Source organism: Sediminibacterium sp. (assembly GCF_051861365.1).
Lineage (GTDB): Bacteria > Bacteroidota > Bacteroidia > Chitinophagales > Chitinophagaceae > Sediminibacterium.
Genome location: NZ_JBHYCW010000025.1, coordinates 1 through 24,320, shown reverse-complemented (window position 1 = coordinate 24,320; position 24,320 = coordinate 1). Strand labels below are relative to the sequence as shown.

17 protein-coding genes are annotated in these 24,320 nt (G+C 40.0%); 10 read left to right on the top strand and 7 right to left on the bottom strand.

Annotated features, from left to right (window positions below):
* Positions 1 to 41: 41 nt before the first annotated feature.
* On the bottom strand, positions 42 to 656 hold the full coding sequence (locus ACTIEV_RS11620; protein ID WP_322195984.1) for a polysaccharide deacetylase family protein: 615 nt from the start codon (positions 654 to 656) through the stop codon (positions 42 to 44).
* A gap of 107 nt (positions 657 to 763) precedes the next feature.
* Here ACTIEV_RS11620 and gltX point away from each other — a divergent pair, with 107 nt between their 5' ends.
* The 3 genes from gltX (at position 764) to ACTIEV_RS11605 (ending at position 4,406) form a co-directional block, all read left to right on the top strand.
* The gene (gene gltX, locus ACTIEV_RS11615; protein ID WP_322195983.1) at positions 764 to 2,293 is read left to right on the top strand and encodes a glutamate--tRNA ligase; all 1,530 of its coding nucleotides are present in this window, start codon (positions 764 to 766) and stop codon (positions 2,291 to 2,293) included.
* Between the two features lie 111 nt (positions 2,294 to 2,404).
* Positions 2,405 to 3,946: an ArnT family glycosyltransferase gene (locus tag ACTIEV_RS11610; protein ID WP_322195982.1), complete on the top strand. Its 1,542-nt coding sequence runs from the start codon at positions 2,405 to 2,407 to the stop codon at positions 3,944 to 3,946.
* A gap of 43 nt (positions 3,947 to 3,989) precedes the next feature.
* Positions 3,990 to 4,406, top strand: a complete 417-nt coding sequence (locus ACTIEV_RS11605) for a cobalamin B12-binding domain-containing protein (protein ID WP_322195981.1) — start codon at positions 3,990 to 3,992, stop codon at positions 4,404 to 4,406.
* A 133-nt stretch (positions 4,407 to 4,539) separates the two neighbouring features.
* Here ACTIEV_RS11605 and ACTIEV_RS11600 read toward each other — a convergent pair whose 3' ends face one another.
* Positions 4,540 to 5,142: a trimeric intracellular cation channel family protein gene (locus ACTIEV_RS11600; RefSeq protein WP_250686364.1), complete on the bottom strand. Its 603-nt coding sequence runs from the start codon at positions 5,140 to 5,142 to the stop codon at positions 4,540 to 4,542.
* 57 nt (positions 5,143 to 5,199) lie between these two features.
* Here ACTIEV_RS11600 and ACTIEV_RS11595 point away from each other — a divergent pair, with 57 nt between their 5' ends.
* A complete protein-coding gene (locus ACTIEV_RS11595) occupies positions 5,200 to 5,976 on the top strand; it encodes an enoyl-CoA hydratase/isomerase family protein (RefSeq protein ID WP_322195980.1) in 777 nt (258 codons plus the stop codon).
* Positions 5,977 to 6,070: 94 nt separating this feature from the next.
* Here ACTIEV_RS11595 and ACTIEV_RS11590 read toward each other — a convergent pair whose 3' ends face one another.
* Positions 6,071 to 7,153, bottom strand: coding sequence for an alkaline phosphatase family protein (locus ACTIEV_RS11590; RefSeq protein ID WP_322195979.1), 1,083 nt, complete (start codon positions 7,151 to 7,153; stop codon positions 6,071 to 6,073).
* A 107-nt stretch (positions 7,154 to 7,260) separates the two neighbouring features.
* Between ACTIEV_RS11590 and fumC the strand changes: the two genes are divergently transcribed.
* Positions 7,261 to 8,661 (top strand): class II fumarate hydratase, encoded by a 1,401-nt coding sequence (gene fumC / locus ACTIEV_RS11585; protein WP_322195978.1) that lies wholly within the window; start codon positions 7,261 to 7,263, stop codon positions 8,659 to 8,661.
* A gap of 65 nt (positions 8,662 to 8,726) precedes the next feature.
* Here fumC and ACTIEV_RS11580 read toward each other — a convergent pair whose 3' ends face one another.
* Both ACTIEV_RS11580 and ACTIEV_RS11575 read right to left on the bottom strand, forming a co-directional pair.
* Entirely contained in the window at positions 8,727 to 10,352 is a 1,626-nt protein-coding gene (locus tag ACTIEV_RS11580; RefSeq protein ID WP_322195977.1) for an amidohydrolase, read from the bottom strand.
* 114 nt (positions 10,353 to 10,466) lie between these two features.
* Positions 10,467 to 11,390 carry a helix-turn-helix domain-containing protein gene (locus ACTIEV_RS11575; RefSeq protein ID WP_250686369.1) on the bottom strand — a complete coding sequence of 308 codons (924 nt, stop codon included), beginning with the start codon at positions 11,388 to 11,390 and terminating at the stop codon, positions 10,467 to 10,469.
* A gap of 210 nt (positions 11,391 to 11,600) precedes the next feature.
* Between ACTIEV_RS11575 and gyrB the strand changes: the two genes are divergently transcribed.
* The 3 genes from gyrB (at position 11,601) to ACTIEV_RS11560 (ending at position 15,639) form a co-directional block, all read left to right on the top strand.
* On the top strand, positions 11,601 to 13,580 hold the full coding sequence (gene gyrB, locus ACTIEV_RS11570; RefSeq protein WP_322195976.1) for a DNA topoisomerase (ATP-hydrolyzing) subunit B: 1,980 nt from the start codon (positions 11,601 to 11,603) through the stop codon (positions 13,578 to 13,580).
* A gap of 184 nt (positions 13,581 to 13,764) precedes the next feature.
* A complete protein-coding gene (locus ACTIEV_RS11565) occupies positions 13,765 to 13,971 on the top strand; it encodes a hypothetical protein (protein ID WP_178889119.1) in 207 nt (68 codons plus the stop codon).
* A 114-nt stretch (positions 13,972 to 14,085) separates the two neighbouring features.
* Positions 14,086 to 15,639: a DUF4394 domain-containing protein gene (locus ACTIEV_RS11560; protein WP_322195975.1), complete on the top strand. Its 1,554-nt coding sequence runs from the start codon at positions 14,086 to 14,088 to the stop codon at positions 15,637 to 15,639.
* A gap of 98 nt (positions 15,640 to 15,737) precedes the next feature.
* Here ACTIEV_RS11560 and mfd read toward each other — a convergent pair whose 3' ends face one another.
* Both mfd and ACTIEV_RS11550 read right to left on the bottom strand, forming a co-directional pair.
* Positions 15,738 to 19,133, bottom strand: coding sequence for a transcription-repair coupling factor (mfd, locus tag ACTIEV_RS11555; protein WP_439516525.1), 3,396 nt, complete (start codon positions 19,131 to 19,133; stop codon positions 15,738 to 15,740).
* Positions 19,134 to 19,196: 63 nt separating this feature from the next.
* On the bottom strand, positions 19,197 to 19,661 hold the full coding sequence (locus ACTIEV_RS11550) for a carboxypeptidase-like regulatory domain-containing protein (protein ID WP_439516499.1): 465 nt from the start codon (positions 19,659 to 19,661) through the stop codon (positions 19,197 to 19,199).
* Positions 19,662 to 19,750: 89 nt separating this feature from the next.
* On the opposite strand from ACTIEV_RS11550, the gene ACTIEV_RS11545 reads away from it, so the two are divergent.
* Together ACTIEV_RS11545 and ACTIEV_RS11540 are read left to right on the top strand one after the other, a co-directional pair.
* A complete protein-coding gene (locus tag ACTIEV_RS11545; protein ID WP_322195972.1) occupies positions 19,751 to 23,554 on the top strand; it encodes a S8 family serine peptidase in 3,804 nt (1,267 codons plus the stop codon).
* A 178-nt stretch (positions 23,555 to 23,732) separates the two neighbouring features.
* Entirely contained in the window at positions 23,733 to 24,248 is a 516-nt protein-coding gene (locus ACTIEV_RS11540) for a hypothetical protein (RefSeq protein ID WP_439516498.1), read from the top strand.
* Positions 24,249 to 24,320: the final 72 nt, after the last annotated feature.

The window sequence follows — 24,320 nt, the reverse complement described above, 5'->3', positions numbered from 1 at the left end:
CAAAATTCAAAATTCAAAATTCAAATCTGACATCTGACATCCTAAATTCCCTCAAACCGAAACCCCTTCTCCGAAAAATACTCCAGCACCTTGGGCAATGCCACCGACATCCGATCCCAGGCTTTGGCACTATCATGGAATAAAACAATGGAACCGGGTTGGGTATGATAGAGCACATATGCTAAACAAGCTTCTCCCGTGAGACGCGTATCAAAATCTGCACTCAATACATCCCACATGATGATCTTTTTTTGCTGCTGATGTAAGGCTTTGATTTGAGAACGTTTGATGCGTCCATAAGGAGGTCTGAACAAATTTGAAGAGATATATTCTTGCGCAGTAGCAATATCATGCAAATAAGTAGCATCATCTGTTTTCCATCCATTCAAATGATGTTGTGTGTGATTACCGATGGTATGTCCTTCAGCGATAATACGCTGATAAATTTCCGGTTCGGCAGCCACATTCTTTCCAATACAAAAGAAACTTGCTTTTGCTCCATAAGCAGCCAACTGATCCAATACAAAAGGAGTTGCCTGTGGATGTGGACCATCATCAAATGTGAGATAGATCTTCTTCTCCCCTTCCACCGGCATTCTCCATACCAATGAAGGATACAAACTACGCAGCCAGAAGGGGGTTTTTGTAAGATACATAGTGTAAATATAGCTTATAGTCGATAGTCCATAGTCCATGGCAAAACATTAGGGATCAACCATGGGCTATGGACCATCGACTATGGACTAACACTTATCTTTACACCATGAACAAGAAAGTACGTGTACGTTTTGCCCCTTCTCCTACCGGGGGACTGCATTTAGGGGGTGTGAGAACGGTGTTATTCAATTATTTGTTTGCGAAGAAGCATGGTGGTGATTTTATTCTGAGAATCGAGGATACCGATCAAACCCGTTTTGTACCGGGTGCTGAAGAATATATTTTCCAAACCCTGGAATGGTGCGGATTGATTCCGGATGAAAGTCCGAAACATGGTGGTCCGTATGCGCCTTACAGACAAAGTGAGCGCAAAGCCATGTACAAGCAATATGCCGAGCAACTGGTACAAGCCGGTTATGCCTATTATGCTTTTGATACGCCGGAGGAATTAGAAACCATGCGCAATGATTTTAAAACGGCTGAAAATCCTTCTCCGCAATACAATCAATTCATTCGCGGAAAAATGCGTAATTCTCTTACGCTGGGTGAAGATGAAGTAACCCGTCTGATAAGTGAGGGTACACCCTTTGTGATACGCATCAAAATGCCTGCCGGTGAAACCGTTAGCTTCACTGACATGATACGAGGCGAAGTATCTTTTCAAACCGATCAGGTAGATGATAAAGTATTACTCAAAGCGGATGGCATGCCTACCTATCATCTTGCTGTAGTAGTAGATGATTATTTGATGAAGATATCACATGCATTTCGCGGAGAAGAATGGTTACCTTCTGCTCCGGTGCATATACTGTTATGGAAATACTTAGGATGGGAAAATGAAATGCCTGAATGGGCACATCTTCCCTTGATCTTAAAACCGGATGGTAATGGCAAACTCAGCAAAAGAGATGGTGACAGATTAGGATTTCCAGTATTCGCCATGGACTGGACAGATCCGAAAACCAATGAAACAACTATCGGATTCAGAGAAAGAGGTTTTCTTCCTGAAGCATTTGTGAACTTATTGGCCATGTTGGGATGGAATGATGGTACGGATCAGGAAATATTTACGATTACAGAATTGATCGAAAAGTTCTCCATGGATCGCGTTCACAAAGGCGGTGCTAAGTTTGACTATGAGAAAGCCAAATGGTACAATCATGAATGGATCAAACAATCTGATGCAACTAAACTTGCTCCATTTGTACAACAAACCTTAGCAGCCAATAATATTCAAGTTACAGACTCAAGCTTGCTGCATCATGTCATTGACCTGGTGAAAGAACGTTGCACATTACTGTCTGATTTCACGACACAAAGCAGCTTTTTCTTTCAGTCGCCGATTCAAATAGATATTGATGCCATCAAACCCAAATGGGATGAGAAAAAAAATCTCTTTTTCACTGAGTTGATCCGCGCTTATGAACTTAGCACAGTTTGGGAAGCCGGTGATCTTGAAAAAGAGTTCAAAGAACTGGCAGCAGCAAATCAATTAAAGCCGGGTGAACTCATGCTTCCATTCAGAATCATGTTGGTGGGAGGTAAGTTTGGTCCGGGGGTATTTGATATTGCTGCGTTGATTGGTAAAGCAGAAACCATTCATCGTATTAAGTATACACTTGGGCTAGTAGCGTAGGGGTGATGAATTGCCACTGAAAGCACTGAAATACACTGAATGATTCTGTGCTATTCTGTGCTTTCAGTGGCAATTTCTTTTTTCATCCGTATCTTACCCCAAACAACCCACATGAAGAACGCTACCAGACTATTATATCTCTTAGCGATGATACGTTTTGTACTTCCTTTCTTACTGGTACACCCCTCCTACCAATTACATCGCGATGAATATCTCTATCTGGCAGAAGGTCATCACTTGGCCTGGGGTTTTTTGGAAGTGCCTCCCATGCTATCATTCATGGCATACATCAGCAACACCTTGGGTGCTACTGAGTTCTGGGTAAAATTTTGGCCGGCACTATTTGGATCACTGATATTATTAATGATGGGTAAGATCATTCTGCGTTTGGGAGGCAGATCTTTCGCCATTTTACTAGCCTCTTTTCCATTTTTATTTACGGGCTATATCCGTATGTTCTACTTTTTCCATCCCAACTTTTTGGATGTATTCTTCTGGACACTCAACGCTTATGCACTCATCAACTTTGTAGACACACAAAAAAACAGATGGCTCTATATTTTCGGTATCAGTATTGGATTGGGCATGCTTAGTAAATATTCTGTTGCCTTTTATACTGCCAGTTTACTGGTAGGAATATTACTCACCAAGAATAGATCTGTTTTGCTGAATAAACATTTGTACTTCTCTGCTGCCATTGCATTGCTTATCATGCTTCCCAATCTCATCTGGCAATACCAACATGGGTTCCCTTTATTCATACACATGCAAGAACTGAAAGAAACACAACTTCAATTCATTGACCCCAAAGATTTTTTAGTAGATCAGATCATGATGTTTCTGCCTTGTGTTTTTATTTGGATCAGTGGCTTGCTCTATGTTTTATTGTCAGCGGAAGGAAGAAAATACCGGATGATTGGCTTCAGTTATTTTGCAGTCATTGCTTTACTAACTTATATGAATGGGAAAAGTTATTATGCAGCAGGTGTTTATCCCATTCTATTTGCATTCGGTGCATATTGGCTTGAAAGATTAACCATCGCTAAGCTCAGATGGCTCAGGTATGCGATGGTATTCATACCGGTTACTTTGGGTATACTCATCATGCCTTTATTGTTACCTGTTTATACCCCACAAAAATTAGCAGATTGGTACCGCTCAAAAAATATCCATACAACAGGATCTTTCAAATGGGAGGACCTACAATACCATCCATTACCTCAGGATTTTGCAGATATGATTGGTTGGAAAGAATTGGCAGAAAAAACAGCTGCTGTTTATAAAAGTTTACCTGCATCAGAACAAAGAAAAACCATGGTGTATTGTCGTGGTTATTATACTGCCGGCGCATTGAATTATTATGCAAAACAAACCGGTTTACCTGTAGTCTATAGTGATGATGCTTCTTTTTTGTTTTGGATGCCTGAACAATATGATTTCAAACATTTGATACTGGTAGGAAAACGCATGCCTGATGCAGATGATATCGTATTTCAGCAATTTGAAAAAGTATCGCTTCGCGATTCCATCAACTACCCTTTATTCCGGGAAACAAAAACCAAAATCTTCTTATTTGAGAATGGGAACGACTCTTTACAACCGATTACCGAACGAGGGGTAGCGGCTTTAAAAGCAAGGTTTAGCCGAAAATGAGATTTGCATTCCATTGCTTACTTTTGTGTCATAAATCGATTGCATGAGTAAGCTCAAACGCCCCATTCGTGTGTTAGTTGCGAAAGTTGGACTCGACGGACATGACCGTGGCGCCAAAGTCATTGCAACTGCATTACGTGACGCAGGAATGGAAGTCATCTATACCGGTCTTCGACAAACCCCTGAAATGGTCGTGAATGCAGCCTTACAAGAAGATGTAGATGCCATTGGTATCAGTATTCTTAGCGGAGCACACATGACTGTATTTCCAAAAGTGATTCAACTGCTCAAAGAAAAAGGAATGAATGATGTATTACTCACCGGCGGTGGCATCATTCCAGAAGACGATATGAAAATCCTCAATGAGATGGGTGTTGGTAAACTATTTCCTCCGGGCACACCTACCAGTGATATTGCAGGTTATATCACTGAATGGACAGCTGCAAATAGAAACTTTTAATTTTTTATGAAGAGAATGGACCGCAGATTCTCATGATCATCATGATTAACGCAGATTGGTTGTAACAAAAATCATGACTATCATGATGATCATGAGAATCTGCGTCCCATCATCCTTTTTAATACACCGAAATTTATATTTCCGGAAGTCTTAATCTTTTTCTTTTAGAGAGAATTCGTATGCCCACAATAATGGCTACACAGATAAAGAGCCCGAGGTTGTATTCAATACCAAAGTGCTTTAACCCAAGATAGATAATGCCACCCAAAGCGCAGGCTGTTGCATACAATTCTCCTCGCTTTAAAAGATTGGGCACTTCTCCGCAAATCATATCTGCAAGTAATCCCCCAAAAGTGGCAGACATGACGCCCATAATGACAGAATAACCTTCATTGATTCCATACACCAAACTTCTTTCAATACCACCTACGGTAAACATTCCTAAACCTATCGCATCTGTAAAGAAAATAGCCCTGCGAAAACGGGTGAAATTGGTATTCAATAATGAAACGATTAAAACAGCTGATACCACCAATCCTAAAGCGAGATAGTCGTTGACCCAATTCACAGGCCTCACGCCAATCAATAAATCTCGAATGGTGCCGCCACCATATGCTGTAACAAAAGCCACTACCGCAGCACCAAAAATATCCATCTGATGTGTTCTTGCCTTTAATGCACCTGTCAATGCAAAAACGAAAATACCTGTGTATATGATGACCTCTATCAGATTCATACTACAAAATACAAAAGAACGGTATTGCTACCCTATTTTTGTACAAATACGATTGCCATGTATCAAACTTTAGTGACCGATCTTTCAAATGGTATTTTTACGATTACCATTAATCGCCCTGATAAATTAAATGCCCTCAATCAGCAAGTGATGTCTGATTTGAATGATGTAATGGATGAAGTATATCAAAATAAGGATATTCAGTCTGTGATCATTACAGGATCAGGCCCTAAAGCTTTTGTGGCAGGTGCCGATATCAGTGAGTTCAGTGGCGCTTCTGTTGCAGAAGGAAAAGCATTGGCGAAAAGAGGACAAGACATTTTCTTCAAAATTGAAAATTGTCCAAAGCCTGTTGTAGCCTGTGTCAATGGATTTGCATTGGGAGGTGGGTGTGAATTGGCGATGAGTTGTCACTTTAGAATTGCATCAGACAACGCCAAATTTGGTCAACCGGAAGTAAATCTTGGATTGATTCCGGGTTATGGTGGCACACAAAGATTGGTTCAACTGATTGGAAAAGGAAGAGCCATGGAATTACTCATGGGTGCCGGAATGATAGATGCAGCAACTGCTTTACAATATGGATTGGTGAATTATGTAGTACCACAGGAAGAATTAATAGCGAAAGCTGTTGCCATTCTTCAAGTCATTAATAGCAAAGCCCCTATAGCAGTAGCAAAATGCATTGAAGCTGCCAATGCTGTTTTTGATGAAAGTAAAAATGGATTCGAAGTAGAAGTAAATGCTTTCGGTGATTGTTTCGCTACTGAAGACATGAAAGAAGGAACCACCGCATTCCTCGAAAAAAGAAAAGCCATTTTCAAAGGAATATAACTTCTCTGCGTAATCTCTTTTCTCTTGTTCTCTGCGGTAAATCTTTTATGTAAAACCGCAGAGAACAAGAGAAAAGAGTTGACGCTGAGTGGTACTATCGCTTAATTACTTCTCTAATCTCTTCTGCAATAGGTTGATTAGCGGTGAATGTAAGTCCTAGTAACTTTGCAATGGTTTGTGCAAATTGTTTTTGATACAATTGAGAAGACTGTTTTATTTCACCCAAAGCAGGCGTATTGGGTCCCATGACTGCCAACCATATCTCATCCGCCCCTTCAATATCTGAACCGTGACTGGTCCATTGACGTTTGTTCTTATCACCCCTACCATGATCAGTAGTAATGAGTAAGGTGGTTTTGTTACGGTATTGAGGAGTAGACTGCACATAGTTCCATATTTCTTCTATCCATTTGTCTACTTGCGTGGCGGCTTGTAAATAGGAACGATATTTCCAACCATGAGCCCATTCATCTGTTTCTCCATAAGCAATATAAAGTACACGCGGTTTTTCTTTCTTCAAATATTCCATAGCCGCATGGTGGGTGAATACATCAAAACATTCTTCTGCCCACATACGATGACTGCTCAATAACATGCTGTTGATCAGCTTCTCTTCAGCAGTAGGTGTTGTACCTCCGGTAGTATCATAAGCAGCCACCACAGGAATACCACTTCTTTGCTCATTTAAAATTCTATTGAATGCTTCCCATGCTCCAAAAGCAGCAACTTTCCCTTTAAATGAAGGCTGCTGGTTTAAAAATTCCAGTACTGTTGTATTGGGATTAGGTGGATAATCATTGGCATCAATTCTTTTATCCGCATACCCTGAAAATATTTCGTTATAGCCCGGATAAGAAAACCAATATGAATTAGAGACATTCACTTTACTACCCAAATTCCTGTTACCATGAATCTGTCCTTGTTGAGCGATTGTTTTCCAAAAAAAAGGCATCAGCTTACGTCTTCTCTCTGCAACATCCTGAGCCCAATAGGTTGTATAGATCAGTGCGCTATCATCTTGATTGAATCTTTTGTCAGAAGCCAATTCAGGATCCATACCCTTAAAAAGCTCCTGCCAACGGAGTCCATCAGTAGTAATGATGATGATGTTTTCCGTTTGCTGTCCAAAAGCAGATACTGAAACCATGGCAAACAGAAGCGCTAAAAACTTTCGCATAAACCACATTTTATGCTTCAAAGTAGCAAAAATCAGCATGATTTCACTTTATATCTTTCCTACCTTTGCACCTCAATTTATTCTACCGATCAATAAAAACTATAACGATGGAATTCCGTATTGAAAAAGACACCATGGGCGAGGTGAAAGTACCGGCACATGTTTATTGGGGAGCACAGACACAACGCAGTATCGACAATTTCCGTATTGCACAGGATATCAATAAAATGCCCAAAGAAATCATTCAGGCATTTGCTTATCTGAAAAAAGCAGCTGCGCTCACCAATCGTGATGCCGGTGTATTAGCGGAAGAAAAAGCAGCTTTGATCGGACAGGTATGTGATGAGATCCTGGAAGGAAAACTGGACGACCAATTTCCATTGGTAGTTTGGCAAACAGGCTCGGGTACACAAAGCAATATGAATGTGAATGAAGTAGTGGCATATCGTGGTCATGTGATCAAAGGTGGTAGTTTGACAGATAAAGAGAAATTTCTGCACCCCAATGATGATGTCAATAAATCACAATCATCGAATGATACTTTCCCAACAGCGATGCATATTGCTGCTTATAAAATTTTATTGGAAGTAACGATCCCCGGTATCAAAAAATTGAGAGATACACTGGCAGCAAAAAGCAAAGCTTTTATGCACGTTGTGAAAATTGGTCGTACCCATTTTATGGATGCAACACCATTGACACTCGGACAAGAGATCAGCGGTTATGTAAGTCAGTTGGATCATGGATTAAAAGCCATCAACAATACTTTAGCTCATCTGAGTGAACTGGCATTGGGGGGTACAGCGGTAGGTACCGGTATCAATACGCCAAAAGGATATGATGTAAATGTTGCAAAACACATTGCTCAATTAACAGGACTTCCATTTGTTACAGCAGAAAATAAATTCGAAGCACTGGCCGCACATGATGCCATTGTGGAAGCACATGGTGCATTGAAAACAGTTGCGGTAAGTCTGATGAAGATCGCCAATGATATTCGTATGTTGAGTTCAGGACCTAGAAGTGGTATTGGTGAAATCTTTATTCCGGATAATGAGCCGGGGTCCTCTATCATGCCGGGTAAAGTAAATCCAACACAATGTGAAGCATTGACGATGATCGCTGCACAAGTAATGGGAAATGATGTAGCCATCAATATTGGCGGTGCTACCGGACATTTTGAATTGAATGTGTTCAAGCCGGTGATGATCTATAATTTCTTACACAGTGCAAGACTGATCGGTGATGGTTGTGTAAGCTTCAATGATAAATGTGCAGTAGGTATTGAACCATTGGAAGCCAATATCAAAAAGCATGTGGACAATAGTCTGATGTTGGTTACAGCTTTGAATACCAAAATCGGTTATTACAAAGCAGCAGAAATAGCACAGAAAGCACACAAGGAAGGAACAACGTTGAAAGAAATGGCGGTGAAGCTGGGTTATCTCACACCGGAAGAATTTGATCAGTGGGTGGTTCCGGGGGATATGGTGGGAGAGATTAAGTAAATTCTGTTGGATATAAATAAGCCGCAGATTCATCAGCCTAGGCTGACGAATCTGCGGCTTAAATTTTATTTACCATACACTTTTTTACCACCTGAATAAGTAGCCGTTACTTTAACATCCAATATTTTCTCTGGCGCTACTTTCATCAAATCATTATCCAGCAAAATAAAATCGGCTTTCTTTCCTTTCTCCAAACTACCAATCTCCTTTTCCATAAAGCTGGCTTTTGCCGCCCAGATGGTCATGCCGCGAATGGTTTCTTCACGGGTCAATGCATTCTCCATTTGGAATCCGTTTTCAGGAAAACCTTTGGCATCTTTTCTTACAACTGCAGCAAGAAATGTTTTGAATGGAGAAATATCTTCCACCGGAAAATCAGTACCCAATGGAATCCATCCATTTTGCTGTAACAATTGTTTGAATGCATACGCACCTTTTACACGCTCCGAACCCAAACGATCTTCTGCCCAATACATATCACTGGTTCCATGTGTAGGTTGTACAGAAGGAATGACACTTGCAGCAGCAAATAATTTAAAATCATCAGGGTGAATGACTTGAGCATGCTCTATACGCCAGCGTTTATCATTTTTACCACCGAGGTATTTATTATAGATATTCAGGATCTCACGATTGGCACTATCACCAATGGCATGCGTACACATCTGAAAATCTGTTTTAGATAAAACACCTGCGAGTGAATCATAATGATTTTTATTTCTGAGTAAGAATCCTGTCCAATCAGGACGATCACTATAATGTTTCAATAAGCAGGCGCCGCGACTACCCAATGCACCATCTGCATATACTTTGATGCCTTTTACAAACAGTTTATCGGTTTTGTATGGACCCTTTGGTAAAAATTTTTCATAGTTGGATGCATCGTCACTCAACATCACATACAAACGCATGTTGAGTTTACCTTCTTTTTGTAAGGTATCGATCGCTTCTACATCCGTATAATGCAAACCGCAATCTGTTATAGTTGTTAAACCTTGAGCAAAACAGTTTTTCTCTGCAGCCTGCAACCATTGTACATAGGTTTCTTTGGTGGGCGCAGGAATTTGGGCATACACTTTATTGTCAGCATTGTCAATCAAAACACCTGTCAATACCCCATTCTTCACTTCAATAGAACCACCCACTACTGTTTGTCCGGCCTTGATTTCCGCCAGATCCAATGCTTTCTGGTTAGCAATGGAAGCATGTCCATCTACGCGTGTTAACACGACAGGTTTATCCGGAAATAATTTATTCAGCTCTTCATTGGTAGGAAAATTTTTACCAGGCCAACGATTTTGATCCCATCCTCTTCCTTGTATCCAATACAGATCAGGATGCTCATCCGCAAATGCTTTGACACGTGCTACGGTTTCTTCCCAGGTATTGGTTCCAAACAGATCTACCTGAAATAAAGAACGACCATACCCAACAAAATGCGCATGCGCATCAATGAGTCCGGGATATACTGCTTGTCCACCGGCATCTACTTTTTCATCACTGGTATATTTTTTAAGGATATCATCATTGCTACCCACTTCGAGAATGACGCCATCTTTAACAGCCATGGCTTCTGCTGTAGTGAAAGAAGAATCAACGGTGTAGATCACGGCATTGTGAATGATCAGATCTACTTTGTTGTTTGAACAGGCTGTAACACAGAACAGCAATAAAATGTAGAGGTACCTCATAAGCATGCTTTAGGATTTCGTTCAGAATGAAGATAGTAAATATGCCCATGTAAAACTACGCCGGTTGTCAAAACCGGTCATTCCTGTTTCAGAAAAGGTAAACAGCAAAGAGAATTAACGTAACAGGTCACAGGGTTTCAAACCTGTATGTTTTTTGAAAGCTGCTGAGAAGTGCGAGATAGAAGAATAGCCCAACAGTGCAGAAACATCTGTAACGCTTAATCCTTTTTCATACAAAAGGTATTTTGCGTGTTCCATTCTTTGTTGCTGATAGAAATCGAATATGGTGGTACCAAAAATTTCCTTGAACCCTTTTTTCAGGTAACACTCGTTCATCGCTACTTTGCGACTGAGTTCTTTGATCGTGATCGGATCACCAATATGCTGTAATAAAATTTCTCTGGCTTGATAAATTCTATCGCGACCACTTTCATCTGCCAGAAACTTACAGGTAAAGCCTTCTTCTTTTTCATCAACTAAACAATCCAAACTGTACAATAACAGTTCATGTACTTTGGCATTCACAAAAATATTCTCGAGTGCACCGGTGTAGCTATGATTCAATAAAGAATCCAGCGCATTTCTTTTTCTATTACAAAGTGGAAATACTTTGGTAAACGCATGTGGATGACGAAATGCCAGTACTTCATCTTTCCGATTACTCAACTTAACGTTATGCACAAACTGATGCAAAAAAGTAGAGGTAAAATGAAAAGTGAAAACATCTACGGTCTGGTGTTTACCGCTACAATTATTGGTAGGCAGCTCCACACATTGGGCACAGCTTTTTTCTGCGCAATAACGGTTTCCGGTGGTGCAATAACGAAGTTCTAGGTAGTTTTCTTCCGGTTTACGGGAGTTGTAATGATATACCATCATACCCGTATCCTCGGCTACCCAGGGATGCTGGGCATATAAACGCCTGATATTGTAATGAATAGAGCCGGGAATATGTTGTTCTTTATGATACAAAACATCCAATGAAGGTTCCACTCCACTCTTGTGCGCCACTCTCAATATATCCATTACTTCGATCATCAGGATACAAAATTAATGTATAAACATCAAATTAACGGAAACGACTCTCTTAAGGTTGTCACAACACTGTAAAAAACTGCCTATTCCCGGCCAAAAAAAGAGCCTGAAAATGTGGAAAACAGCAGGCTCATTTATCACCAAAAACCCCCTATTTTCATTAGCTTTGTCGACCTACGAAAATTCACTTAAACTCAGGATTTACAAGCATTTATGACTCAGGAACAAATGAACAGCAATGAGGCCCAGAACAAGAATTATGGTGCCGATAGTATACAGGTTTTAGAAGGTTTAGAAGCAGTAAGAAAAAGACCCGCCATGTACATCGGAGATGTGGGGGTAAAAGGGCTCCATCACCTTGTATATGAGGTGGTTGACAACTCTATCGATGAAGCTTTAGCAGGATACTGCAAGAACATACAGGTAACCATTCATGAAGACAACTCGATCAGCGTACAAGATGATGGACGTGGTATTCCTACTGCTATGCACTCGAAAGAGAAAAGAAGTGCTTTGGAAGTAGTAATGACCGTACTACATGCGGGTGGTAAGTTTGATAAGAATACTTATAAAGTATCCGGCGGTTTGCATGGTGTGGGTGTGAGTTGTGTGAATGCACTCAGTACCACCTTACATGTAACCGTACACCGTGAAGGAAAAATATTTGAACAGGAATATAAGATCGGTGTACCACAATATCCGGTGAGAGAAATTGGCACCAGTGATATCACCGGTACACATGTTCGCTTCTGGCCCGATGCTACTATTTTCCAAGAAACAGTTTATAAAAAAGATATCCTGGAAGGCCGCTTACGTGAACTGAGTTATCTGAACAAACGCATCAGCATTACCCTTACTGATCTTCGTGAAAAAGATGAAGAAGGAAATGTATACGCTAAAAATTTCTATAGTGAAGGGGGTATCGTTGAGTTTGTACAAATGCTGGATAAAAACGGGCACCGCAATCCACTCATCAGTAATCCGCTGTATGTTGAAGGACATGATGAAGGCACCAATGTTGCAGTAGAAGTAGCCCTCACTTACAATGATGATTTCAAAGAACATATTTTCTCTTACGTAAACAATATCAATACCATTGAAGGTGGTACACACGTAACAGGTTTTCGTCAGGCTTTAACGCGTGTATTCAAAAGCTATGGTGATAAAGAAGGATTGTTTGAGAAAGCCAAAGTACAAGTAGAAGGAGATGATTTCCGTGAAGGTTTGAGTGCCATTATTTCTGTAAAAGTGCCGGAACCTCAGTTTGAAGGACAAACCAAAACCAAATTGGGTAACAGTGAAGTAAGTGGTGTGGTACAAACTACGGTAGCTCGTGTACTGGAAGCTTATTTAGAAGAAAATCCAAAAGAAGCCAAGAATGTAATCTCAAAAATCATTCTTGCAGCACAAGCGCGTGTTGCGGCGAAGAAGGCCAGAGACATGGTACAGCGTAAAACGGTACTAAGTGGTGGTGGACTTCCCGGTAAACTTGCAGATTGTAGTGAACGTGATCCTAAGAAATGTGAATTGTACCTTGTAGAGGGTGACTCAGCGGGTGGAACGGCCAAACAAGGACGTGATAGAAGTTATCAGGCTATTCTACCATTACGAGGCAAAATCCTGAACGTGGAGAAAGCCATGGAGCATAAGATCTATGAGAATGAAGAGATCAGAAATATGTATACTGCTTTAGGAGTTACCGTAGGAACACCTGAAGATCCGAAAGCTTTGAACATTACAAAATTGCGTTACCATAAACTCATCATCATGACGGATGCGGATGTGGATGGATCACATATCGCAACATTGATCCTCACTTTTATTTTCCGCTACATGAAAGAAATGGTAGAGCAAGGTTATGTATACATTGCACAACCACCATTGTATCTTGTAAAAAAAGGAAAAGAGCAGCAATATGCTTACAATGAAGAGCAAAGAAAAATGTGGATCGAAAAATTAGGTGGTGGAAAAGATGACAGTGTTACCGTTCAACGATACAAAGGTTTGGGTGAAATGAATGCAGACCAATTGTGGGAAACTACAATGGATCCGGCCCGCAGAACACTCAAACAAGTAACCATTGAAAGCGCTGCTGAAGCCGACAGAATATTCAGTATGCTCATGGGCGATGATGTAGCACCACGCCGCGAATTCATTGAAAGTCATGCGAAGTACGCGAAGATTGACGTTTGATTTTAGTGAGTAATGAATAGTCAGTAGTGAGTAAAAACTAAAACACTCACTACTGACTATTCACTACTCACTACATCCCTGTGGATTACTATTTTCCTCTTCTCTTTTGATTTTCAGTAAAAAACAGTAAGTTGTGGTAACATAACCCGTTGTTTATTTACTAACCACATTAAATTCTAAGAAAATGGACACTTCAAAAATGATCAAAGCATATTGTCTGAAGACCAAGGAAAAAAATGTTCCCATGCAAGATGCCGTGATCACCAAAACAGCTCGTGGCGGTTATATGGCTGCTGGTCATGATGGAAAAGGAAATAAAATGGCCGCCATTCTTAGTGAAGCTAAAGCATTGGCAGCCATTGCCGATGGCGTTGCAAAAAAAGGATTTTAATCTGTACCCAATGATGTTGAAAAAAGCCGGCATTACCGGCTTTTTTCGTTTTCTACATACCTAAAACCATCGCTGAAAAAATCTCGTTTATAGGGTTCATGAAATATGAACACTATGAAAAGAGCCCGATCTCATTATCAAATCATGCACCAGCTTTTGCTGGTTTGTACACTTGGCTTGTTGGTATCAGGTTGTTATAAAGAATTAGGTAACGCCGGTAATATTCCCGAGCCACCCACATTTACTCCAGCAAATGGACCTGATATCACATTCTATGGTCTTACCGATGATGGCAAATTAAATCGCTACAATGCTAAATCACCCGGTACTGTTGAAAATTCATTAACCATTACAGGTATACCCGCAGGTGAAAAAGTTTTAAGTATCGATTTCAGACCTGCTACTGCACAGTTGTATGCGTTAGCTTCCAACAGCAGGTTGTATGTGATTAGTTTATTAGATGGGGTTGCCAGACAAATCGGTACCGGATTCACTCCTGTATTAAATTCTCAAATTGCGAATATAGATTTCAATCCAACCGTAGATCGTATTCGATTGGTGACTCATGCGGGTCAGAATCTTCGCTTACATCCTGAAACAGGCGCTTCAGTTGCTACTGATGGCAATATCAATGGTGGTGTCAGTCCTGCCATCACTTCTATTGCATACACGAACAGCAGAGCAGGCGTAACTACTACCGAGTTGTTCAATATTGATGTGTCACAGAAAAAATTATACAAACAAAATCCACCCAATGATGGCACCCTTGCAGAAGTAGGTAGTTTGGGAATTGATTTTACAGGCAAAGGTGGCTTTGATATCAGTCCTGATAATACTGTTTCACTGGCTACATTTACACAAGCCGGCAAAACAAGATTGTATACCATTAATTTAATGTCAGGTGCTGCAACATATATCAATGAAATAGCTGCTAACCTGATAGACATTGCCATTCCTACACCTCCTGTTGCTTATGGTGTTGACGACATGAATACGCTACAGATTTTTGATCCTTCCAGACCTCAGATGATGATCAGTAAACCCATTACCGGTTTAGGTGCTGGCGAAACAGTGGAAGGAATAGATTTTCGTCCTGCCAACGGAGAATTATTCGCTTTTACAGTAACGACTACCGGTACGGGACGCTTGTACAAATTGAATACCTCATCAGGTGCTGCTGCAGCTGTAGGAACCGGATTTATGGTAGGTACTGCTGCAACTGCATGGGCTTTTGATTTTAATCCAACTGTAGATCGTATCAGGCTCGTAAGTGATGCAGGGCTCAATCTACGCTTAAATCCCAACGACGGAACCATTGCTGCAACCGATGGAAATATCAATCCGGGAACACCATTCATCTCCGGTGCAGCATACACAAATAATTTTAATGGCACTACTTCCACATTATTGTATGTCATGAGTGGAACAAAACTATTCAAACAAGACCCTCCCAATAATGGTACGCTGGTAGAAGTTGGAAATATCGGTGTCTCATTGTCTTCAATGAATGGTTTTGATATTGGAGGAAGATCAGGAATCGCTTATGCAGTAGGAACGGTAGGTACCAATACAAATATTTATACTGTGAATCTTACCACAGGAGCATTCACTTCCACCGGAAGTATTGCGAGTAGATTTCGCGCTTTTGCTGTAGGGCTTGGGTTGTAGTCCATAGACCATGGTCCATGGACTATGGACTATGGTCTAAGAAAGAGGAAGTTTCAAAAGTAAAAGAGGCTGTATCAGATTTTTGATATAGCCTCTTTTTATTGGAGTTGAATGACCCCTTTATGCATTCCGTCTAAGAAGCGTAACATCGCTTCCATATCTTTCATATTCTCGACCACCAGAAGGAAGTTTTTACCTGCTTGTTTCAGTCTTGCTTTATTCGTACCCGATTGTAGATAGGCCAATACTCGCTTAAATAGTTCTGATTCGAAATAAGGAGAATCAGGGCGATTGATGAAATAACAACGCAATGTATCTTGTTTCAAGGTCATCTTTTCAAAACCAATTTCAACAGCACGCCATCTACAACGAACAGTTGTAAAAAGATCTTCTACTTGTGCCGGCATCGGACCAAATCGATCGATCATTTCTTTATGGAAGTCTTGCAGCTCTTCTTCTTTTTCACAATTATCCAATCGTGAGTATAAAGACAATCGCTCAGCAATACTTTCTACATAACTATCCGGTATTAATATTTCCAAATCGGTATCAATCGTACAATCACTCACATAATCATCCTGTTTACTGATTTCTTCTTTGAAGAGGTCTTTGAAAGAGGTACGTTTCAACTCACGGATGGCTTCTTCCAGTATCTTTTGATACATTTCAAAGCCGATCTCAGCCATGAATCCGCTCTGTTCACCTCCCAATAAATTTCCGGCCCCACGAATATCCAAATCACGCATAGCAATTTGAAACCCACTTCCCAAATCACTAAACTGTTCTAATGTTTGTAATCGCTTTCTTGAATCCGTAGGTAAAGTGCTCATAGGAGGCGCTAACAAATAACAGAAAGCTTTTTTGTTACTCCGTCCTACTCTCCCTCTTAATTGATGTAAATCACTGAGTCCAAATTGATGTGCATTGTTCACAATAATTGTATTCACATTGGGAATATCAACGCCACTCTCAACAATATTGGTACAAACCAACACATCGTACTTCTTATCAATAAAGTCCATGATCCGCTCTTCCAATTCATGTCCTTCCAATTGTCCATGCGCAAAACCTATACTTAAATCCGGACAAAGCCCTTGCAACATAGCACTCATCTCCGATAAGCCTACAACCCTATTATGAATAAAGAAAACTTGTCCGCCACGTTCTGTTTCATAATAAATGGCTTCGCGAATGAAATCATCATTGAATATGTGTACTTCTGTTTGTATGGGTTGACGATTGGGTGGCGGAGTATTGATGATACTCAAATCACGGGCTCCCATCAAACTAAACTGTAAGGTTCGTGGAATCGGCGTTGCTGTTAGGGTTAAACAATCAACATTGGTCTTCAGTGTTTTTAATTTTTCTTTATGCGCAACACCGAATTTCTGTTCTTCATCAATGATCATGATACCCAGGTCTTTGAATTTGACCTCTTTGCCCAATAATCCATGTGTACCTACAATAATATCTACTTTTCCTTCTTCTACTTTCTTTAGTGTTTCCTTTTTGTCTTTTGATGATTTGAATCGATTGATATAATCTACTGTTACCGGAAAATCTTTCAACCGGTCTTTGAATGTCTTATAATGCTGGAAAGCAAGAATAGTAGTAGGCACCAATACTGCAGCCTGTTTGCCATCTACCACAGATTTGAAAGCGGCTCTTACTGCAATCTCTGTTTTACCAAAACCCACATCGCCACACACTAATCTATCCATAGGCGAAGGACTCTCCATATCTTTCTTTACATCAGCAGTGGCTTTACTTTGATCAGGGGTGTCTTCGTAAATAAAAGAAGCTTCTAATTCTGTTTGAAGATAGTTATCAGGCGTGTGTGCAAATCCTTCTTGTGCTTTTCTTTGTGCATACAGCTTGATCAGATCAAAGGCGATTTCTTTGACCTTGGTTTTGGTCTTTTCTTTCAATCGCACCCAAACATCACTTCCCAATTTATTGATCTTAGGAACGGTTCCCTCTTTACCGGTATACTTGGAAATTTTATGCAGGGAATTGATATTGACATATAAAATATCACTGTCTTTGTAAATGATTCGAACGGCTTCCTGCAGTTTTCCATTTACTTCTAATTTTTGAAGACCACTATATGTTCCTACACCATGATCAATATGTGTTACATAATCTCCGGGTTGAAGATCACGCAATGTTTTAAGGGTAAGGGCTTTGTTTTTATTATAAGCCTGCTTGACCTTGTATTTATGGTAACGTTGAAATATCTGATGATCTGTATAACAAACGATCTTAAGATCTTCATCAATAAAACCTTCATGAATACTACTGGGTACCGGAACAAACTGAATCTCTGTTTTCAGATCTGCAAAAATACTATTGAGTCTTTCTAGTTGTTTTACCTGCTCCGCAAAAATATAAATGCTGTATTTCGCTGCTTCATGAGCAGTAAGATCTTTGATCAAGAGATCAAACTGTCTGTTAAATGCTGGTTGTGGTCTGGTAGCAAATTCAATTTCAGTATTCGATAGTTGTGGCTTGTACCCGAATTCAACGATATGTCTTTTCTCCAGTTGCTCATTGATCACTGCAAGTGGAACAAAATCTGCAGCTGATACTTCTTTCAATACACGAATATCTTCCTCCTCCTCATTGGCTTTCATTTGATAGCCTTCTTTCAGCAATTGCATGAATCCTTCCATCTCATCGTACTGCTGTTGTACTTTTTCAGCTATGACATCCCAATCTTTCAACCATACAATGGTATTCTCACTCAAAAAATCAAAGAGCGATACCTTTTCTTCCGTGCTGAATTGTGTTTCTACATTGGGGATAATATTAACCTGCAATAATTTTCTTTCACTCAATTGTGTCTCCGGATCGAATATGCGGATACTATCCACTTCATTACCAAATAATTCAACTCGATACGGCTTTTCATTGCCAAAAGAATAAATATCCAGAATACCACCACGTACTGCGAATTGTCCGGGTTCATATACAAAATCCGTTCTTTCAAAACCATACATTACAAACAATTCCATTAAGCTTTCCGGATTAATGGAGTCATTGGTTTTAATGGTGATAATATTACTGCTGAGTGTTTTGGGAAGTACTACTTTTTCAAAAATGGCTTCGGGATAGGTAACCAATATTTTTTTATTTCCGCCTGCAGCCAGTTTGGTGAGTGCCTCTGTACGAAGCATCACATGTGAACTGTTTAATATCCGGAAATTTTTTCTGTTTTTGAAGGAAGATGGGAAGTAAAAAAGATCCAATGCCTGGGTAAGGTTCTCTAATGTATTGTGAAAATAGGCAGCTTCTTCTGCATCGTTCAATACCACCACATGGTTCAATGTTGAAGTAGCTGTATGATTAAACACCGCTGTTACAACAAATTCAGCACTACTTCCTTGAAGATTTTTGAGAAAAATTCGTTGAGATTGGGCAAAAGAAAGCTTGTCCGCCAACTGAAAAAGGCGGGGGTTATTTTGATACTGCTCCAGCAACACATTCAAATTCATAACAGCTTCCATCCCATTACCTACAAAGGTCTGTAATGTGGGGTGCAAAGATAACCTTAGAAATCAATATGTAGCTCCTGAATTGATCGTGATGTTGAAAGGGGTTACTTTATTTGCTTCTACCGTAACCAACTGAATATTATTCTGGCTGTCGAAAGAATTGGCGAAAAAGAACTTCCCTTGTCGCACAAAAAGGGAATACGTTCCGGGTGGCAAAGCAACACTAAAAGCACCTGTGCTGTCTGACAAAACAGAAGCAACCTTTCGCGTGTTAATTGACGTATATAAAGCAGAAGTTTCAACTCTTTGAACTTGGGATAAATTAGTGGGTTCATAGACCAACAAAGTCACAGATACGGGTCTAGGTTTGTTCTCAGGAGCACCCTTCATAGGCATTTGGTTGCCTTTTAATTCGGTAATAAAACCGGATATACCTTGGGTAATCTGACCGGTTTGGGCTTTGTTGGATGGTTTACAGCCAAAAATTGTTAAAAAAGCCCATATGACTACAAAAAGATTATGCCTCATGCTTCACTTTGAATGGTGAAAGTATCTAATTTAGTAATAATACCCGGGGGCAAACCCTGAATAATTATGAAGTTAAATTAAACGATGTTATGCTGAGAAGATTTTTACCCATTTTTATCACTGCTACTGCCATGGTATCGGTTGCCCATTCGCAATTGTCGACCAATGTTCAGGCATTAGATATTACTACCCAGGGTATTCGATTAAGAGAGCGAAGTGAATACACAAAAGCTTTGTCATTAGCCAAACAAAGAAACTGGCCATTGACCATTAATGGAAGAAATGGCGCAAGGGGTGTATTGGTGGGTGTTGATGCATTTAATTTTCCAAAATATTATATCATTAACAATAGTATTGCGGCAGCTACTACCAGAACCAACCAGCTATGGCCAGGCGGTGCAACCGGATTAAACCTCACCGGAAGTTCTGCGAATATGAAAAACAAAATAGGTATCTGGGATGGTGGTACAATTTTAAGTTCACATGTTGAACTTACTGGAAGGATCACACAAAAAGACAATCCCCCATCGATTGACAACCATGCCACACACGTTGCTGGTACTATGATCGCTACAGGTCTTAACCCTAGTGCAAAAGGGATGGCCTATGGTGTTCAGGGAATGATTGCCTACGATTTTACCAATGATAATTCTGAGATTGCTTCTGAAGCTTCTGGTTTATTGATTTCAAATCACTCTTATTCCATTATCTCCGGATGGAATTTCAACTCAGCACAAAATCGCTGGGAGTTTTATGGTAGACCCAATGAAGATGAAGACTATAAATTTGGTTATTACAGTAATGATGCTCAGGAGATGGATTCTATTGCATACAATGCACCATTTTATTTGATCGTAAAATCAGCTGGTAATAATCGTGGAGAAACCGGACCGGCTGTTGGAGAACCCTATTTCAGATTCAATGCTCAAAACCAAATGACTGCTGCCGGTACCAGACCTTCTTCCATCAGTAGCAATGATAGTTATGGAACCATTACCTGGGATGGCAATGCAAAAAATATTTTAACAGTAGGTGCCGTGAGAGGTATTCCCGGTGGATACAATCGACCTGAAGATGTGGTGATGAGTACTTTTAGCAGTTGGGGACCTACTGATGACGGACGTATTAAACCTGATATTGTTGCAGATGGGGTAAACGTATTATCTACTTTCGCATCAGGCAATAACAGTTATTCAACATTGAGTGGAACGTCGATGTCTTCTCCCAATGCGGCCGGCTCGTTATTTTTATTACAGGAACATTATTCAAAACTAAAAAGTGGTGCTTTTCTAAGATCGGCTACCATCAAAGGTTTGGCTATTCACACAGCTGATGAAGCAGGTAATAATCCCGGACCAGATTATCAAAATGGATGGGGATTGTTGAATGTTCAAAAAGCGGCTGCTGTTATTTCTGCTTCCGTTGCATCGAATAACGGATCTACCAGTGAACATCTCATGTTTGAAAATCTGTTCAATACAACAACATCTAGTTTTACAACCACTGTAATTGCTACCGGTAAAGAACCTTTGAAGGCTACTATTTGCTGGACAGACGTTAGAGGAAATGTAGAGCTAGTAGATGTATTGAATAACCCGGCTAAAAAATTAGTCAATGATTTGGATATCAGAATTACCAGTGGCAGCAGAACTTTCAGACCCTGGACATTAAATCCTGCCAGCCCTTCCAATGCTGCGGTTAAAGGTGATAACAATACCGATAATGTGGAGCGAATTGATATTGATAGTACCGTTTCGGGAGAGAGTTATACCATCACAGTTACACATAAAGGTGCTGCAGGTTCTTTGGTACGTGGACAACAAGCTTATTCCTTACTGGTAAGTGGTGTTGGCGGAACGGCTCATTGTGGCTCAGGTCCTACGGAAAATACAGGTGGGCGTATTGACAGTGTGAGTTTGCAAACCATTCGTTATGCCAATCCTGCCGGAGGAACTACGTATGTAAATAATACCGCTATTGCTGCGAATATAGAACCTTCACAATCTGTTCCATTTAGAGTAAGAGTGAATAGCTCAGATGCTACCAATGCTGATAAAATAGTAAAGCTATTTATCGACTATAATAACGACGGTGATTTTATAGATGCTAATGAAAATGTTGCTACCAGTCCTGTTTTGAAAAACACTGAAGTATTCGTAGGTAGTTTCAATACACCCAGCAATCTCACAGTTGGTAGTTCATATAGAACCAGGGTTGTTTTGGTGGAAACCAGTACTGCCAATGATGTAACATCTTGTGGAAATTATACAAGAGGCGAAACAAATGATTTTAGATTAGTAGTGGTAAATCCTTCTACTGATTTTACCATCAGCGAAGTTATTACACCAACCGTTGCTGATTGTGCTGATAACAAGCAATACCTCACCGTCAACATTCGCAATAATGGCAGTGTTTCAAAGAGTAATATCCCTATCTCAGTAGAAGTTAAGAATGGAACAACAACCGTTACTACCATCAATGCTTCCTATCCGGGCACTGTATTACCATTGAGCAATGCTAGTTTCACATTACAAACCCCTTTTGCTACCACTGAAAACACAACCTATACAATTCTGGCTACAACCAATATAGCCGGTGATCAGAATACTGCTAATAATACACTGAGTACCAGTTTGACGATTGGCAGAAAAGGAAATGATCCAAATCCGGTCGGAACGATTTGTAATAACACCGCATTATTACGAGTACCTTCATCCACTGCAAATACAAATTATTTTTGGTTTAATAGCACTACCGCTACTGCACCATTTGCAACGGGCAGTACAGCATCAACTACAACCATTCCTACTAATAAAACTTTCTATGTATCCAGTGAGTTGAAAACTTCCATTGGACCTACGACTAAGATGTTCTCGCCCAATGGTGGTTACAATGATTTTAGTGGCAATTTTATGAGATTCAATGCCAGCGTTCCACTTACCATTGAAAGTGCAAAATTGTATATAGGGAATAGCGGTAGAATTGAAGTGATTTTAGGAAGATTCGGCTCATTTAATTCCTCCAATAATACATATTCGTATACTAGGGTGAATAGTGTGTTTTTAGATGTATTGGCTACCAATCCCAATCCGGCACCTGGCGCTGTAAGCGGTAATCCTGCAAATGATACAGGAGCTGTTTTCTTCTTAAACCTGAGAGTTGAAGAACCCGGTGATTATATTTTATTGGCATTATGTTCGAATGGTGCTACCATTTTCCGAAATAATGGAATTGTTGGTTCAACATATCCTATCGCCATACCGGGTGTAGCGTCTTTTACCGGTAATAGTGTCAATGTAAGTGGTAGCGGCGATCCAAACCCTTTCTACTATTTCTTCTATGATATGAAGATCAGAACAGGAAACTCATGTCCCAGTATCAGACAAGAAATCGTTGTTGCAGATGCCCCAACGCCGGTTGTGACCAGACAAGGTGATTCATTGGTTATCAATACCCCCGGTGTTTCCAGACAATGGTTTAAAGATGATGAAGGTATCAGCGGGGCTACCAACGCTAGCTATAAACCCATTGCGTCTGGAAATTATAAAGTTGTAACTATTGATGCGTTGGGCTGTCAGAAAACATCAGCGCCTATTCAGTTTACGGTAACTTCTCTTCCTCCGGAAGTGGTGGCCAGAGAAATCAAACTCAGCGTATCCCCTAATCCGAATAAAGGATTATTCAACCTGAGTTTCGAAGTAAAAGAAAAAGGTGATGTATCCATAGAGTTACTCAATTCAAGCGGACAAAGAGTATTCAATCAGTCTTATCCGGGTTTCAATGGAGTTTTCTCCAAACAAATGAATGTGGGTAATATCAATGATGGTCAATACATTTTGAAGATTTTCCATAATAAGAAGACTTATCTACAAAAAGTGATCATTATAAAGTAGATCAACCTTCTGGTTACTAAAAATGCCGGCTTAATGCCGGCATTTTTAGTAACCAGAAATATCGTTATTTCTATTAGCTGTACCTTTACAAAAAAAGATGCGGTACACTCTTATTCTCCTTTTGACCTTTGTTTGCTTCCAAGGTTTCGGGCAAAAGAAAAAAATAATTTATGGCTACTTGAAAGATAGTGTTACCAACGCACCAATAGTTTTGGCCAGTGTCAGAAACATCTCTACCAATACAACTACCATGACCGGTAATGATGGCAAATTTTCTATTCAAGCCGCAGAAAATCATATTCTCTCTTTTGCAGCTGTTGGTTATTTTTTCGATACCCTGCAATATGCAAACAGCTATTTATTACAAGACACTTTATTCCCCGTTCTATCACCATTGGTACGTGATTTAGGAAATGTTACAGTTACCAGTAGGGGATTGAGTCAGTATCAACAAGATAGTATTGAGCGGAGGAAAGATTTTTTACAGGATATCGTGAATTATACCATTCCAACAGTATCACAAGCCAATTCAGGTGCGGGTATTGCGCTGAACATTGACCGATTTTCACGACATGAGCGTAATAAAAGAAAAGCGCTACAGTTTTATGAAACCAATGAGAAAGAAGCCTATATCAATTATCGATTCAATACCGCATTGGTTATTTCATTGACTCGTTTTAAAGATGAAATGTAAGCTCCCCATAATTTAGTGCCACGTTTAGTTAGAGTTTTCTAAGGTAATATTTTTCTGTTTTTCCTCCCATTT